The organism is Bradyrhizobium rifense (genome assembly GCF_008123425.1).
Classification (GTDB): Bacteria; Pseudomonadota; Alphaproteobacteria; order Rhizobiales; family Xanthobacteraceae; genus Bradyrhizobium; species Bradyrhizobium rifense.
The window spans coordinates 1-13779 of the sequence record NZ_VSSS01000088.1 but is presented as its reverse complement, the minus strand read 5'-3'; the positions used below and the strand labels follow the sequence as shown (position 1 = coordinate 13779).

Sequence of the window (13779 nt, the reverse complement as noted above, 5' to 3'; positions counted from 1 at the left end):
GAGCTGGTGCGGGGCTGAAAGAGGCAGCGGATTTTCCCCTTTCGCGCCTTGTCTGGCCAGCCATCCTCGCCTATTAACGCCCCCAACCACAGGGGCGCTGCTCCTAATATGGCGCCTTCAGGAGAGGTGGCAGAGTGGTTGAATGCACCGCACTCGAAATGCGGCATAGGTGCAAGCCTATCGGGGGTTCGAATCCCTCCCTCTCCGCCATCTTTCTCATAAGCGTACGCACCGGCACTGAGAATACGCCGATCGAAGAAATATCGTGAGCGGATCTGGTCATGGCGGTGAAGATCGGACCGCAGCCTGAAAAATGGCTCCGTAAAAAAGCCAAGCAGGGCATGCGCGGCTACCCCGTTGGGACGCTTGCCTTCTATGGCCCCGACGATCGACGAGCCTCGAAAGTTGCGGTGTCGGTCATCCGGTATGAAGGAGCCGAGCCCGACCTGCGCCGCTGGTTTTCGGAGGCCAGCGACGTGCGGACCGATCCGACATTTCTGTCCGAGATTGCCGCGCATCTGCGTCAAAACTCAGTGCACTCGGTGGTGATGGTGGACGGAATCATTGGTTGTCCCCACGAAGAAGGCGTTGATTACCCGATGAACCAGTCTTGCCCGGAATGTCCGTATTGGAAGGGACGAGACCGCTGGACGGGCGAGTTGGACCCGAACTGAACAACGTCCGCGCGCTCACCTAGTGCAAGCTCGTCGTGATCGAGCGCGATCTCTATCTGATCTGGCGCATCGGCCGCGATCTCTCGCCGGCCGCGCGTGCGCTCCCAACGCGGCATCTTGGCAGGCGCGCAAGCGATCCGCGAGCCGAGCCTAGTCGAGTGATTCGTGACAGGTTGAACCTGCCACCGGCGCGGTCCGACCAACATCCCGCGGCCGGCAGGGAGCCAGCCGCCGGCAGGCCGTCAGGTGATCCAGGACAATGTTCGACAAGACCTACCGGCAGCGGCTCGAAGCTGATCTGGTGCAATGGGAAGCCGATGGCGTGATTGCGCCCGCGGCGGCCGTTTCGATCCGCAATGCGCTGCCGCCGCTTTCGCCGGGCATCAACATCGCGGTGGTCGGCGCCATCGTCGGCGGCCTGTTGATCTCAGCTGCATTTCTTGCCTTCGTCGCGGCGCACTGGACCGAGATCGCGCGGCTGTTGCGCTTTGCGATCCTGCTTGCCGGCATGGTCGTCGCCGGCGGCCTCGGGGCGTGGTTCGCCGCGACTGGCCGCATTTTTCTCGCCGACCTCTGCGCGAGCATCGGCGCGATCATCTTCGGCGCGGGCATTGCCCTGGTCGGACAGATGTATCATCTCGGCGACGATTTTGCCGGCGGCATGCTGTTGTGGTCGATCGGCGCATTTGCCGCGGCACTGCTGACCGGCTCGCGCGGTGCGCTTGCGGTCGGGCTCGCGGCCGCCTGCATCTGGACCAGCATGCGCGTCTATGATGCACCGGACGCGCTTCATCTTCAGTTCGTGGTGGTCTGGCTCATCGCCGCTGCGCTCGCGTTCGCGTGGAATTCCCGCGTTGCCGCCCATCTCGTCGCGGTAGCGGTGCTGCCGTGGTGGATCGCGACGTCGCTTCGCTTCGACTTCGATGGCGTCCAGCCGTCCTTCGTGTTGGCGAACGGCGCGGCCCTGCTGTTCGGCGCCGGGCTTGCGATCGCCGCCGTGCCGTCGCCGCGGGCGCACCGGCTTGGATCTGTCCTGGCGATCTATGGCGCGTTCTCGCTGGCCGTCGTCGCCTTCCTGGAGGTGACAACGGTCGACGATCTCTTCCGCCTTCGGACAGGCACGACAGCGACCCAGCCACTGTGGGCGATTTTGTGCGGCGTCGTGGGCGTGGTGCTCGCGCTGGCGTCTGCCGGCGTGACGAAGCGTGTCGGCGAAATCCTCGCGGCATGCGCGATCGGGCTCGTGCTGCTCGCCGCGCCGATCTGGCCGGCATCCGCGGCCGGCGAGCCCTGGTTCGCTTATGCCGCGCTGCTCTGCGCCATGCTGTGCCTCGTCGTCTCCGGCGTGCTCGACGACGTGCGTCCACGAATCGTCGCCGGCTGGCTTGGCATCGCCGGCGTCATCGCTGCGATCACCTGGGCGGTGAAGGGCTCGCTGCTGCGTCGCTCGGCCTTCCTGGCGGTGGCGGGCGTCATCGCCGTCGCATTCGCAACCGCGCTCAATCGCGCGCTGCCGAGGGCTGGACGATGATCAAGCTCATCGCGCTCTCGCAACGTATCCCGAAGGCCGTGCTGTTCGGCGCCGCCATCCTGCTTCAATGCGCGCTGCTGATTCTGATGGTTGCCGACCGCGTGCGGATCCTGCGCGAAGGCCGCGAGGTGACCTTGCAGACCCGGCCGGTCGATCCCCGCGATCTCCTGCGCGGCGACTACGTCGTGCTCGGTTACGACATCTCACAACTGCCGGCAGGTGCGCTCGCCGGCCAGCCGACCGCCGAACGCAATCCCGTGGTGTTCGTCAAGCTCGCGCCTGATGCCAACGGCCTCTATCAGGCGGTTTCCGTGCATGCCGCGCCCGTGACGGTTACGGCGCCCGAAGTGCTGATCCGGGGCCGCGTCAGCTATTCCTGCGGTTCGACCAGCCGCACCTTCTGCGACAAGCTGACGATCAGATACGGCCTCGAAAGCTATTTCGTGCCGGAAGGCGAGGGCAAGACGCTCGAGCAGGCCCGCAACCAGCAAAAGCTGCGCGTCGTCGCCGCCGTGCTGCCCTCGGGCCGTGCTGCGATCAAGCGACTGCTGCTCGACGGCGAGCCGGTCTATGAGGAGCCGTGGTACTAGCGGTTGGGCTGCGCCTTCAATGCCCGTCGCAGCACGTCCCACATCCGCGGATCGCTCATATGCGCCACGTTGAACCGCATCAAATTCGACGCTGTTTGCGACACGCTGAACACGTTGCCCGGCGCGAGCACCACGTCCTCCTCGAGCGCGGCGCGCGCAACGGCGGTGGCATCCTGCCCGTCGGCGAGGCGGCACCACAGGAAGAAGCCGCCGCGCGGCATCAGCCAGGGTTCGATGCCCAACGCCCCGAGTTTTCGCGCGACATCACGACGCGTGCGCGTGAGCTTTTGCCTGAGCTCGTCCATGTGCTTGCGATAGCTGCCGCCGGCCAGCACTCTTGCGATGATGTCCGTCGCCACCGGGCTGGGGCCACCAAAACTGGTCGCAACCTGGAGGTCGACGAGATGATCGACCCAGTCGGCCCGCGCGGCGATGTAGCCGCAGCGCACCGAGGCCGACAGCGTCTTGGAGAAGCTGCCGATGCGGATCACGCAGTTCAGTCCATCCAGCGCGGCAAGGCGCGGCGATCGCTCCGGCTCGAAGTCACCAAAAATGTCATCCTCGATGATGGTGAGATCGTGCGCGGCGGCCGCTGTCAACAGCCGGTGCGCGGTCTGAAGCGAGAGTGTTGCGCCGGTTGGATTGTGCAGCGCTGAATTGGTGATGTAGAGCCGTGGCCGTTCGGCCGCGAGAACTTGCTCGAAGCGCGTGACATCAGGGCCCGACGACGTGTAGGGCACGCTGACGATCTTCGCCTGATGCGCGCGCAGCAGCGCACGGAAATTGAAGTAGCAGGGATCGTCGACCAGCACGGCGTCGCCGGGACGCAGCAGGAAGCGGCAGATCAGGTCGGTCGCCTGCGTGCCCGAGCCCGTCAGCATCAGCTGGCCGATCGAGGCCTCGATCTGGTCTTCAGCAAGGTGCGCGAGCAGCAGCCGGCGCAGCGCAAGCGACCCGGATGTCGAGCCGTAATTGGTCAGCACGCTTGCGTCGGTGCGGGCAAGCGCGCGAGTGGCGCGCCGCAGTGCCGCTTCCGGCATCCACTCTGGCGGCAGCCAGCCGCAACCGGGTTTTGGCACGGCAGCGTCAGTGTCGAGCGACTGCCTGGAGACCCAGAACGGGTCGACCGCCCGATCGCGGCGCGGCTCGACCTCAGTCAAAGCGAGCGGCGGCGTGACCGTCGGCGACACATAGAACCCCGAACCGCGGCGCGCGCGGATCAGGCCTTCTGCGGCGAGGCGATCATAGGCTTCCACCACCGTGGACGGCGAAACCACCATCGTGGCGGCCAGGCTGCGAATCGACGGCAGGCGGTCACCGGCACTGAGCGCGCGTCCGGCGATCTTGGCGCGGATCGCGCTCATCACGTCGATGGTCCGGGTGCCCCCGCGACCCTTTGTTCGGGCGTCGATGTCCAAGGTGTATTGCCTTCCACATCCATACAGTTCTGCCGAATTGTACTGGATTGTCACTGGTCTCGCCACCGCCGAGGGCCGAGGATGGCAGCTCAGAAAAGTGGGACGGACATGCAATCTGCGGGCAGCGGCTGGGGCAACGGGCTTCTCGGCGTCATCATCTTCAGCGGCTCGCTGCCGGCGACGCGCGTCGCGGTCGGCGGCTTCTCGGCGCTGTTCCTGACCTCGGCTCGCGCGATCATCGCGGCGCTGATCGGTGCGGCCGTGCTCGGCCTGCTGCGCCAGGCGTGGCCCGAGCGCAGGGATCTCGCTTCGCTGACGATCGTCTCCATTGGCGTCGTGGTCGGGTTCCCCTTGCTGACGGCGCTGGCGCTCCAGCACATCACCTCGGCGCATTCGATCGTCTTCATCGGCCTGCTGCCGCTGTCGACCGCGATCTTCGCCGTGCTGCGCGGCGGCGAGCGCCCGCAGCCGCTGTTCTGGCTGTTCGCAATTCTCGGCAGCGCCACGGTCGCGGGATTTGCCCTCTCGAATGACGGCACCGCATCAGTCACCGGCGATCTCCTGATGGTGGCCGCGATCGTGCTGTGCGGACTCGGCTATGCCGAGGGTGCCGCGCTGTCGCGCCGGATCGGCGGCTGGCAGGTGATCTCGTGGGCGTTGCTGCTGGCGCTGCCGCTGATGCTGCCCGTCATGATCTGGAGCTGGCCGTCGACATGGAGCGGCGTCAGCCTGCCTGCCTGGATCGGGCTCGCTTATGTCTCGATCTTCAGCATGTTCGTCGGATTCATCTTCTGGTATCGCGGGCTCGCGGTCGGCGGCATCGCACGCGTCGGCCAGTTGCAACAGCTGCAGCCCTTCTTCGGCCTCGCGCTGGCCGGCTTCCTGCTGCACGAGCCGGTCGCATGGAGCATGATCGCCGCGACCGCGCTCGTGGTCGTCTGCGTGTTCTTCGCGCGACGATACGCCTGAGGCCTTCGCACCTCACTCCTGCCCCATCACCGTCCGCGTCTGCGTGCTTCTTGCAAATTTCTTCAGCGGCATCGGTTTGCCGAACAGATAGCCCTGCACGAGGTCGAAACCGAGCTCGTTGGCGGCCACCAGGTCGGCGCGGCTTTCGATGCCTTCGGCGGCCGTGCGCACACCGTAACCCTGCGCGAGCTCGACGATATGACGGCACACCGTCCGCTTCAGGCGATCATTGCCGCAGCCGGTGATGAATTGCCGGTCGGCCTTCAGATTGATGAAGGGGATATTGTCCAGGCCCATCAGCTCCGGCCAGTTGGCGCCGAGATTGTCGATCGACAGGCCGATATTGTGGAAGCGCATTTCGTGCGCAGCTTCGGTGAGGAATTCGATGTCGTGGATCGCCTCTGCGCTGGCGATTTCGATCGTCAGTCCGCCGAAGGCCGGATGCGTCGGCACCCTGCGGCAGAGATCGCGCACGGCCTGCGGCTCCCTAAGGTAGGGCGCGGGCAGGTTGATCGACAGATCGACCGCGCTGTGCCGTTCCAGAAGATAGTGCCAGTCCTGCAGCGCGCGCTCGATCACGAACTCCGACAGATCGCGGAAATGCGGATCATCCGCCTCCGGGATGAAATAGGCCGGCGGCACCACGCCCCAGGTCGGATGCCGCATCCGTACCAGCGCCTCGGCGCCGCAGCGGACCAGCGAGCGAGCGTCGATTTTCGACTGGTACCAGAGCTCGAGCCAGCCCGCGTGCAGGGCCTCGCCGACATGCACGGCAGGGCTCGGCGCCGGCTCGTCCGGCAGCAGCATCGCGACGCGCTCGCGCAGCGTCTCCGCCGCAAAGGGCGTGGTGAGCGGCGGCAGCATCGCAAGCCCGTATTCCTCGCCGACCTGCTGTACCGCCTTCAGGATGATCGACTCGCGCGCGCCGACCGCTAGCACCTTGCCGACAAAGGCCTCGCGTACCAGCGTCTCCAGAAATTTTCCCGGCTCGATGCCGTCAGCGGCTATGCCGAACAGGATCAGGTCAGGCAGGTCGGTGGCGAGCATGGTCTGCAGCTCGCTCGCACTGCTGCATTCGCTGGTGACGAAGCCGAGATCCTCGAGCACCTCGCTCATGAAGGCGCGCAGATGGCGCTTGCTGTCGGCCACGCAAGCGCGCGGCGTCACCTTTCGCCGTCCGAAGGTCTTAGGCCTCCGCTCGGCGACTTCACTGATCCCATCACTCATCGCAAACCACTCCCGTTCCGTGACGGTGGTGTTACCGATATGAGCGGTTTCAAATATGGAAAGCTTCAGTCGATTGTTGAATTATCCGGGTAACGTTAAAGCCGCCATCATATGTAAAATTGTCCGGATCTTCTTCGAGAAGATTTTACGTTTGTCGGCGGTTTGCTCGCGGCAGTACGACAATGTCTGAGATTTTCGGGAGGACACCGACCGTGCGTGCGCGCAGCCGGTGTCCTGCAATTGGACGAAGCTGCGCGCGTTTCGCCCAAATCAATAACGCCGGTATCAGTTGGCCGTCGCCTTTTCATGCTCGGCCATGCCGACCGCCTTGTAGTCATAGGTCGGATAGAATTCGGTGCGATACGGGCCCCACGCGGTGTCCTCGATGATGCGGTTGACCTCGCGCAGCCGCGAGGCCGGCAGCCGCAGCGTCGCCACCTGGCCGATGCCCATCACCACGTACCAGCTCACGACCTCCACGCCCGCCGGCGGAAAAGCTTTGCGGAAGCCCTGCTTGTCGAGTTGCGCATTCAGCTCACTGAGCGGACGCGACTGGTCGTGTTTGAAGAACACAGTCAGCAGGACGGCATTGTCGGCGGTCGGCGCGGCATTACCCGGGGGCGGCGCCGTCTGTGCCATCGCCGCCGGTGTGAGCGCACATGCGCCCGCGAGCCACGCCGTCACCATCAACGCCAGTCGGATCGATCTCATCGCTCATGTCCTTCCCAATGCAGCATGCGATGCATCGGAGAATAGGAGCGATACGGTCAGTCCACGAATTCATTTTCGCGCGATGCGCGCATGTTCCCCCGCCGCGCGTGACAGTAATGCGACAACTCGCCCGGCGGCTGAGCCGACGAGTGTGAAGCACTTCACATGCGTATGACTGCATCTGCGCTATTGGTCGGAGTAGCCGGTGGTGGGCTGTCAAGGATTGCAGCTATGACGACGCGGCGGTTGATCTATTGGTGGTTCAGGTTCGTGATGTCAGGGCGATTTCTCGATCGCTTCCTGTGCCTGCCGCACGCGCCCGAATAGCGGGTGGAATTAAGTCGCCCCGATCAATTTGCGAAATGCCGCCGCGCCGTCCTGCACCACGTCGCGGCCCTTCCAGGCCAGATAGCTCAGTTTGCCGCCCAGCGTATCCTGGCTGCGCAGCCGGCGCGATCCCAGGATGTGACCGACATTGGCGGGGAAGCGGCTGACCTCGGCCGACACCAGCGCCGCGATCGCGTCCATCAATTGCTGCAGCCGGATGCCCCATGCGCTCTGCTCGATGCCGTCGATGCGAAGCTTGAGCGCATGTTCGGCGTCGTAGATTTCAGTGAGCAGGTCGCGTGCGACGAGGAAACGGTTGTGGCGGAGTGCGATCCGCAAAGCGAGGCGCTTGTCGTCGAGCCGGTCGAGCACCATGGGAACGACGCAGGCATAGGGCGCCGCTGCAACCTCGGCAGTGCTCTTGCTGGCGGCGGCCTTGGTCGCAAGGTATATAAGCTGCCAGAATGTCTTTAGGCGCCTCGCCACCAGCGCCACCGCAAAGGGCAGCGCATCGGGATTGGCCTTCCTGAAAGCGTCGAGCTGCGCGGTGATCTGGGCGACCTGGCCGTCGTCGAATTTCGTGATGGTCTCGGGCAGCTTCTCGTTGAACTTCGTCAGCGCGTCGCCGGCGCGCAGCACTTTCTGCATCTTCTTCACGTCGTCGAAGGCGGTGCGCGAAGCCGTGTATTGGGCGAGCTTGCCGCGCGCGAATTCGGTGCTCTCGGCCGAGGCGAGCGTGTTCTCGAGCACCTTGACGACCTTGACCTGAAAGGTCGTCGCGATCTTCAGCACTTCCTTGGGATTGTTGGCGGTGACCTGGTCGTTGATCGCCTTGACGTAGTCGCGCGCCATGGTCGGCAGCAGGTCGCGGCAGATCCATTCCCAGATCGGGGTGAGCGTGTTGCGCGAGATCCGTCCCGCGTTGGCGTGCTCGGGCGCGCCGTCGATCAGCAGCAGCTCGAGCGGCGCGAAGAAGTAGCGCGAAGGATTGGTGGCGCGTGCCTGGCTCGATCCGTCCTTGCGGAATTCGGCGCGCAGCTTGGCCTGGACGCCGGCCGAGCCCGGCATGTCGATGCCGCAGAGTTCGAGCCGCTCGAGTTCGCTCAGCAGACAGCTGCGCGACAACGGCGTCAGCTTCTGCAGGAACTCCGAAAGCTCGTCGATCTCGTCCATGGCACGCAATCTCTCGCAACGATTCCAGCAGGCCAACCGGCGGCCCAGTGCATGGAGGCATTTGCGCGCTCTCAATTTGTGACAAAGAGAAGCAGGCCGCCGTTAATTTATCCGTAAAATCCGGGGCCTCGGGGATCGGGTGCGGCAGCGATCGTTACGAAGGCTTTTGCCGCTCTGCTTATGGTTTAGGCAGGATTATCAACCCTGACATAGTCAATGATATGGGCATGCAGGCACAAATTGTGCCTATGTCGGCATTTCAGCACAAAACTGACAAAATGACCGTAGTCTTACGGAGCAAAAAGTTAACCACAGATCGCCCCGGGTTCCGCTAAACGGGTCACATGGGGTCACAGAACGATACGGTCGTTGATTCGCGGCCGTCGGAATGGTTCGAAAGCAGCACTGCTCCGGCAGAAGAGCTTGATTTCGTCCGGCTGAACGCCGCCCGTGCCAAGGCGGCCGACGAGATGGCCGCGGCCATCGCCCGCGAGCTCAACGGTCCCCTGACCGCACTCCTGCTCTACATGGGTGAGATCAAGCACCACAGCGACCAGCTCGCGCCCCTGTCGGCCGACCGCGCTTACTTGCAGCAGGTGGTGGAGAATGCATTGGCGCAGACCGAGCGCGTCTGCGGCGTGGTCAAGCAACTCGCTGGTTCCCACAAGGGCGCGTTGCCCGCGCCGTCCACGACCGAGGATGCCGAGTTGAAGGCCGGCCGCGCGCTGCCGGCGCCGCGTGAGACGGGCTCCGAACTCTCGAGCCTGTCGGGCAAGCGGCTGACCAAGCGTGAGCGTGAAGTGCTGCGGCTGATCAGCGAGGGTTTTTCGAACAAGCAGGGGGCGCTGAGGATGCAGATCAGCCCGCGGACCTTCGAGAGCCACCGGGCCGAAGCGATGCGCAAGCTCGGCGCGCGCAACACCGCGGACCTCGTCCGCGCCGCGCTCCTGCATTCGATCGACTGAGGCTGTCGTCTGGCGCCGCCTTGGTGGCAGCGCGGCCGCGCCTTAAAAATAATCTTCGGCGAAGGGGCGCGCGCGCGAGGTTGGCCGCAGCACCTTCGGCTCTTCCTTCGGCGCATTCGGGATGATGGTGATGGTCCAGCGCGGCGGGATCGCCGAATCCTGCTCCAGCACCGAGCGGACAAAACCCGTCACCGTGGACTCGCCCGCCTTCACCGTAGCCATCCGGCCGTTGAACTGTGCGATGCGGAAGCGACGGACCTCTTTCTGGTCCGCAGTCTCATAGGTGAACATGGAAACCCTCCTGGTTTCCGGCGACTATCGCCACCTATGATTAGTCATCTGTGAAAATTGCAAACCGTATAAGTACGGCGGGGTGCAGGCGGCGATGGTCAGCCCTGCTGTTCCTGCGCCTTCGCGGTGGTGAAGGCCTCATCCATCTGCTGCAGCAGATCGCCGAATTCGGCGTCGTCCAGGGTGTCGGCGGTGCTCTCGAGCCGCAGCGCCAGCGCCGCGAGCCGGAGATAGCCGAACGTCCTCGCCGTGCTCTTCAGCGAATGCGCCTCGCGCGCGATCCGGCCGCGATGCTGGCCGAGCGCAAGCGCGTGAAACAGCTTCAGCCGCGCGCTCGTCTCGCTCCAGAACACCGCGCGCACTTCACAGGCGCCGTCCTCGCCGATCTCGCGCACCAGCACGGTGAACGCGCCGGGCTCGCGCGGCGGTTCAAGCTCGCGCAAGGGCGCGGTATCGAGCGCGCCCTGCATGGGCGCGAAAGCGGCGTCGAACATGGTGTCGCGGGTCCCCGTGGTGCGCCTCACGGCGCGAGGCGTCCGGGACATCTACGCCATTCCGATTTCGGTTCTGGTCACGAGATATGCGGTGTTTGCAGGCGGGGATAAGCACTTGCTTTACCATACGCCGCGCCGGTCAGGGCCCGAGCAGCCGGTCGTACTGGGCCTTGACCGTGGCGTAGCATTCGCACGCGGTCTGGCGCAGGCCGTCCAGGTTGAGGATCTGGATGTGTCCGCGGCTGTAATGGATGAAATTGGCCTGCTGCAAGGTATTGGCGACCAGGGACACGCTGTTGCGCCGCGCCCCGATCATCTGCGCCATGGCCTCCTGCGTCAGCAGCAACCGGTAGTCGCCCGACAGGTCATGGGTGTGCAGCAGGCAGCGCGACAGCCGCGCCTCCACCGGATGCGCCGCGTTGCAACCCGCGGTCTGCTGCACCTGCGCGTAAACCGCGAGCCCGTGGCGCGTCAGCAGCGTCCGCAGGGTGGAGCTCTGTTCGGCCGCGATGCGCAGCCGGTCGAGGTCCATTACCGACGCGACGCCGGGAACCAGCACGACCGCCGTATTCAGCGCGCAGGCATCGCCCATGGTCGAGAGTGTCCCGAGCAGGCTGTCGCGGCCAACCATGGCCACCTGCACATGCTCGCCCTTGGCAAGTTTCACGACCAACGAGATCACGCCTCGGTGGGGGAAATAGGCGCGCTTGAGCGTCTCGCCGGTTTCGACCAGCACAGCGTCGTGCGGCAGATCGACCGTGCGCAAATGTGCACGGATCAATTCATAATCGTCTGCCGACAGTGCCGACAGGAAACCGTTGGATGGGCGTACCATCGATTCCAAATCTGCCTCCCATCTCATCCGCCGGTGAAACGCCCGCCACCGAATTCGCTATCCCCTGCACGGTAAGTTCCATCATGTTCGCGGCGGGATATATTGGCAATTGGTTCATTGTTCACAGCTGCGTCCCCGATCACCTGATACCGCTTGGTGTGAACACCGGCATGCAGCCGGCGATGGTAGCGCTCACATCATCGCGGTCTCTCCAGCAGACGCGCGTCATGGGCCTTCACGGCGGCATAGCAATCGCAGGCGGTCGCCTCCAGCGCCCGCAGATCGGTGATCACGATCTGGCCGCGGGTGTAGCGAATGATGCCAGCGCGCTGCAGCGCGTGAGCAACCAGCGAAATGGCATTGCGCCGGACGCCCATCATCTGAGCCAGAGTCTCCTGTGTCAGCGGCAGGGTTTCGCTGTCGGACAGATCCCGGGCCCGCAGCAGCCAGCGCGCCAGCCGCGCCTCGACCGGATGCAGCGTATTGCAGAGCAGGGATTGCTGCGCACGCGCGAGCAGCGCCTGCTCATGCCGGATCATCAGGCTGCGGAACGGCGCGCTGCTAGCTGCGATGGTTCGAAAGGCCGTGATTTCAAGCATGGAAGCGGTCCCGGGGAAGAGCACGACGGCGTCTGACGCCGCGATCCCGTCAGCGAGCGCCGCGCCGCCGCCGACGATGCTGTCGCGGCCGAGCATCGCCACCTCGATCGTCTGTCCTTCGGAAAGGCCGACTGTAATCGAAACGGTTCCAGCGTGCGGAAAGTAGACGTGCCGCAGCGCCGCGCCTGCTTCACCCAAGACAGTCTCTCTGACCAATTCAATCGTGATGAGATGAGGGCGCACTAGATCGAAGTCGGCAGCGTCGAGCATTCGCAGCAATCGGTTCGGCGGTGGTCCGCTCGCGATCATGCACAATCATCCAACGTTCGATGGGATGTCGGCGCCGCGCATGCGACATCTGGTTGCGCGGTGAAATAGATAATCTTATTGGTTGTTGCTGTCCATATACCCGTTGGGGGGCAGACAGCCTGCCGCATTTGCGGCGGAAATGAGAACGGCGCACTGATTCGTGCACGCACCCGGCGAGCCAGTCCTGCGTCATCAACCGGGAATGAGTGGCAAGGGGGCCTTCATGAGCCGGAAACGGGCAATCGACGGCAGACATTGCATCCGCATGTCCTTTGGTCGTTCGCCGGTCCGCACCACCTTTTTCCTTCGTCGATTTTCTTCAGCTGTCAGCAGCTGCCTCGCGCCATTGCGTGGCCTGGCTGTTGATCTCGCGTTCATCCCGTTCGCATGCTGCACAAGGCCGACTGTGCGTGCGGTCATCACCATTTCAATGAAAGCGAAAGGAGAACGGCGTGCGCCACGGTGCAATGATTGAATCACCGAAACGAGAAACTCAAACGACCACAGAAAGTCCGCGCCATATTCTCGTCGTCGACGACGACCCGATGGTGTGCATGGCCATCGAGATCTATCTCCAGCGAAACAATTTTAGGGTGACGATTGCCGACGGGGGAGAAGCGGGGCTTCTCGCGCTCGAGCACGAACAGTTCGACCTGATGATCGTCGACATCTTCATGCCGCATATGCGCGGGTTCGACTCGATCCGGATCTTTCATGACCGGGCACCCGCCATTCCGTTGATAGCGATGTCGGGCTATGCCTTCGCAGATCTGAACTCGCCCGCGCCCGACTTCCTGAGGATGGCGCTCGAGCTCGGCGCCGCGCGCTGCCTGCGCAAGCCGTTCACGCCGGTTGCGCTGCTGGCCGCCGTCAAGGACTGTCTTGCCGAGCGTCATGCCGCTGCTGCGCGGCTGGGTTAGCGCGTTATTGTCCGCGACGCTCGCGAGGTAAGAGTCCGTTTACCGCGAGCGCTGTCCTTGCGGATTTCAGCACAACATCGACCGACGCTCGCACACGCGATTCCGATCGCGCGTGATTTGATTCAATCCGCGCGGGCCGTGCATATCTCCCGATTTTGGCGGGATTTTTTTGCGCATGTCGCGACGCTGTTATCGGTGCGTTTACCTGTTGCGCTTCCGGCCCGATGCCGCGCGCCGGATTTGCCGAAAGCCGCAGCTCCGCGCGGTCGAACAGCAAACTTCGTTTCAATATCCGTATTAGCACGGAGGATGAAATTAACGGGACCGTGAAATGGGTTGTCTAACGGTCTAGGAGCGGACTTCCGCCGATTCCAAGCGCGGTACAGGCGTCGAGGTCCAGCTCAGTCAAGGCGTAGCCCATGGATGATCTGTTGCGGGAGTTTCTGACGGAGACCAGCGAGAGCCTGGACACCGTCGACAATCAGCTGGTGAAGTTCGAGCAGGAGCCGAACAACGCCAAGATCCTGGATAACATCTTCCGCCTGGTCCACACCATCAAGGGTACGTGCGGCTTCCTCGGACTGCCGCGGCTTGAAGCGCTGGCGCATGCCGGCGAGACGCTGATGGGCAAATTCCGCGACGGCATGCCGGTGACCGGACCGGCGGTGACGCTGATCCTGTCCTCGATCGACCGCATCAAGGAGATCCTGGCCGGCCTCGAGGCCACCGAAGCCGAGCCCGAGGGC

At 64.0% G+C, this 13779-nt stretch carries 15 protein-coding genes and 1 tRNA gene; 8 read left to right on the top strand and 8 right to left on the bottom strand.

The genetic code is table 11. The annotated features are described in order from the left end of the window. The first annotated feature begins 120 nt into the window (after positions 1 to 120). From FXB40_RS43695 to FXB40_RS43680, 4 genes are all read left to right on the top strand, one after another. Positions 121 to 210: transfer RNA gene (locus FXB40_RS43695), tRNA-Ser, on the top strand. Between the two features lie 71 nt (positions 211 to 281). Continuing rightward, positions 282 to 674, top strand: coding sequence for a hypothetical protein (locus FXB40_RS43690; protein ID WP_187437541.1), 393 nt, complete (start codon positions 282 to 284; stop codon positions 672 to 674). A 259-nt stretch (positions 675 to 933) separates the two neighbouring features. Continuing rightward, on the top strand, positions 934 to 2205 hold the full coding sequence (locus FXB40_RS43685; protein ID WP_148778420.1) for a DUF2157 domain-containing protein: 1272 nt from the start codon (positions 934 to 936) through the stop codon (positions 2203 to 2205). Next, positions 2202 to 2795, top strand: a complete 594-nt coding sequence (locus FXB40_RS43680; protein WP_148778419.1) for a GDYXXLXY domain-containing protein — start codon at positions 2202 to 2204, stop codon at positions 2793 to 2795. Before FXB40_RS43685 ends, FXB40_RS43680 begins: the two co-directional genes overlap by 4 nt. Here FXB40_RS43680 and FXB40_RS43675 read toward each other — a convergent pair. Beyond that, positions 2792 to 4159: an aminotransferase-like domain-containing protein gene (locus FXB40_RS43675; protein ID WP_430648189.1), complete on the bottom strand. Its 1368-nt coding sequence runs from the start codon at positions 4157 to 4159 to the stop codon at positions 2792 to 2794. The two genes, FXB40_RS43680 and FXB40_RS43675, sit on opposite strands and share 4 nt — an antisense overlap. Before the next feature lie 162 nt (positions 4160 to 4321). Between FXB40_RS43675 and FXB40_RS43670 the strand changes: the two genes are divergently transcribed. Further along, positions 4322 to 5182, top strand: coding sequence for a DMT family transporter (locus FXB40_RS43670; protein ID WP_148778417.1), 861 nt, complete (start codon positions 4322 to 4324; stop codon positions 5180 to 5182). Between the two features lie 12 nt (positions 5183 to 5194). Here the strand turns inward: FXB40_RS43670 and FXB40_RS43665 are convergent, their stop codons facing one another. The 3 genes from FXB40_RS43665 to FXB40_RS43655 form a co-directional block, all read right to left on the bottom strand. Next, the gene (locus FXB40_RS43665; protein WP_148778416.1) at positions 5195 to 6409 is read right to left on the bottom strand and encodes an EAL domain-containing response regulator; all 1215 of its coding nucleotides are present in this window, start codon (positions 6407 to 6409) and stop codon (positions 5195 to 5197) included. Positions 6410 to 6694: 285 nt separating this feature from the next. Then, positions 6695 to 7120 (bottom strand): hypothetical protein, encoded by a 426-nt coding sequence (locus tag FXB40_RS43660; RefSeq protein ID WP_148778415.1) that lies wholly within the window; start codon positions 7118 to 7120, stop codon positions 6695 to 6697. A 336-nt stretch (positions 7121 to 7456) separates the two neighbouring features. After that, the gene (locus FXB40_RS43655) at positions 7457 to 8620 is read right to left on the bottom strand and encodes a hypothetical protein (RefSeq protein ID WP_148778414.1); all 1164 of its coding nucleotides are present in this window, start codon (positions 8618 to 8620) and stop codon (positions 7457 to 7459) included. Between the two features lie 344 nt (positions 8621 to 8964). Here FXB40_RS43655 and FXB40_RS43650 point away from each other — a divergent pair, with 344 nt between their 5' ends. Next, positions 8965 to 9585 carry a LuxR C-terminal-related transcriptional regulator gene (locus FXB40_RS43650; RefSeq protein ID WP_148778413.1) on the top strand — a complete coding sequence of 207 codons (621 nt, stop codon included), beginning with the start codon at positions 8965 to 8967 and terminating at the stop codon, positions 9583 to 9585. A gap of 42 nt (positions 9586 to 9627) precedes the next feature. On the opposite strand, the gene FXB40_RS43645 is transcribed toward FXB40_RS43650, so the two are convergent. From FXB40_RS43645 to FXB40_RS43630, 4 genes are all read right to left on the bottom strand, one after another. After that, positions 9628 to 9876 carry a hypothetical protein gene (locus FXB40_RS43645; protein WP_148778412.1) on the bottom strand — a complete coding sequence of 83 codons (249 nt, stop codon included), beginning with the start codon at positions 9874 to 9876 and terminating at the stop codon, positions 9628 to 9630. A 98-nt stretch (positions 9877 to 9974) separates the two neighbouring features. Then, a complete protein-coding gene (locus tag FXB40_RS43640; RefSeq protein WP_148778411.1) occupies positions 9975 to 10370 on the bottom strand; it encodes an Hpt domain-containing protein in 396 nt (131 codons plus the stop codon). Positions 10371 to 10509: 139 nt separating this feature from the next. Then, positions 10510 to 11205: a Crp/Fnr family transcriptional regulator gene (locus FXB40_RS43635; RefSeq protein WP_187437550.1), complete on the bottom strand. Its 696-nt coding sequence runs from the start codon at positions 11203 to 11205 to the stop codon at positions 10510 to 10512. Positions 11206 to 11402: 197 nt separating this feature from the next. Then, on the bottom strand, positions 11403 to 12113 hold the full coding sequence (locus FXB40_RS43630; protein WP_148778409.1) for a Crp/Fnr family transcriptional regulator: 711 nt from the start codon (positions 12111 to 12113) through the stop codon (positions 11403 to 11405). 467 nt (positions 12114 to 12580) lie between these two features. On the opposite strand from FXB40_RS43630, the gene FXB40_RS43625 reads away from it, so the two are divergent. Together FXB40_RS43625 and FXB40_RS43620 are read left to right on the top strand one after the other, a co-directional pair. Beyond that, positions 12581 to 13033 carry a response regulator gene (locus FXB40_RS43625; protein ID WP_187437549.1) on the top strand — a complete coding sequence of 151 codons (453 nt, stop codon included), beginning with the start codon at positions 12581 to 12583 and terminating at the stop codon, positions 13031 to 13033. Positions 13034 to 13452: 419 nt separating this feature from the next. Continuing rightward, on the top strand, positions 13453 to 13779 hold a 327-nt coding region (locus tag FXB40_RS43620), incomplete at its 3' end, for an Hpt domain-containing protein (RefSeq protein WP_187437539.1).

Bases quoted from the DNA above. Each gene is read 5' to 3' on its own strand.
- FXB40_RS43690 (WP_187437541.1), top strand. From the start codon at position 282: ATGGCGGTGAAGATCGGACCGCAGCCTGAAAAATGGCTCCGTAAAAAA.
- FXB40_RS43685 (WP_148778420.1), top strand. From the start codon at position 934: ATGTTCGACAAGACCTACCGGCAGCGGCTCGAAGCTGATCTGGTGCAA.
- FXB40_RS43680 (WP_148778419.1), top strand. From the start codon at position 2,202: ATGATCAAGCTCATCGCGCTCTCGCAACGTATCCCGAAGGCCGTGCTG.
- FXB40_RS43675 (WP_430648189.1), bottom strand. From the start codon at position 4,159: ATGAGCGCGATCCGCGCCAAGATCGCCGGACGCGCGCTCAGTGCCGGT.
- FXB40_RS43670 (WP_148778417.1), top strand. From the start codon at position 4,322: ATGCAATCTGCGGGCAGCGGCTGGGGCAACGGGCTTCTCGGCGTCATC.
- FXB40_RS43665 (WP_148778416.1), bottom strand. From the start codon at position 6,409: ATGAGTGATGGGATCAGTGAAGTCGCCGAGCGGAGGCCTAAGACCTTC.
- FXB40_RS43660 (WP_148778415.1), bottom strand. From the start codon at position 7,120: ATGAGATCGATCCGACTGGCGTTGATGGTGACGGCGTGGCTCGCGGGC.
- FXB40_RS43655 (WP_148778414.1), bottom strand. From the start codon at position 8,620: ATGGACGAGATCGACGAGCTTTCGGAGTTCCTGCAGAAGCTGACGCCG.
- FXB40_RS43650 (WP_148778413.1), top strand. From the start codon at position 8,965: ATGGGGTCACAGAACGATACGGTCGTTGATTCGCGGCCGTCGGAATGG.
- FXB40_RS43645 (WP_148778412.1), bottom strand. From the start codon at position 9,876: ATGTTCACCTATGAGACTGCGGACCAGAAAGAGGTCCGTCGCTTCCGC.
- FXB40_RS43640 (WP_148778411.1), bottom strand. From the start codon at position 10,370: ATGTTCGACGCCGCTTTCGCGCCCATGCAGGGCGCGCTCGATACCGCG.
- FXB40_RS43635 (WP_187437550.1), bottom strand. From the start codon at position 11,205: ATGGTACGCCCATCCAACGGTTTCCTGTCGGCACTGTCGGCAGACGAT.
- FXB40_RS43630 (WP_148778409.1), bottom strand. From the start codon at position 12,113: ATGATCGCGAGCGGACCACCGCCGAACCGATTGCTGCGAATGCTCGAC.
- FXB40_RS43625 (WP_187437549.1), top strand. From the start codon at position 12,581: ATGATTGAATCACCGAAACGAGAAACTCAAACGACCACAGAAAGTCCG.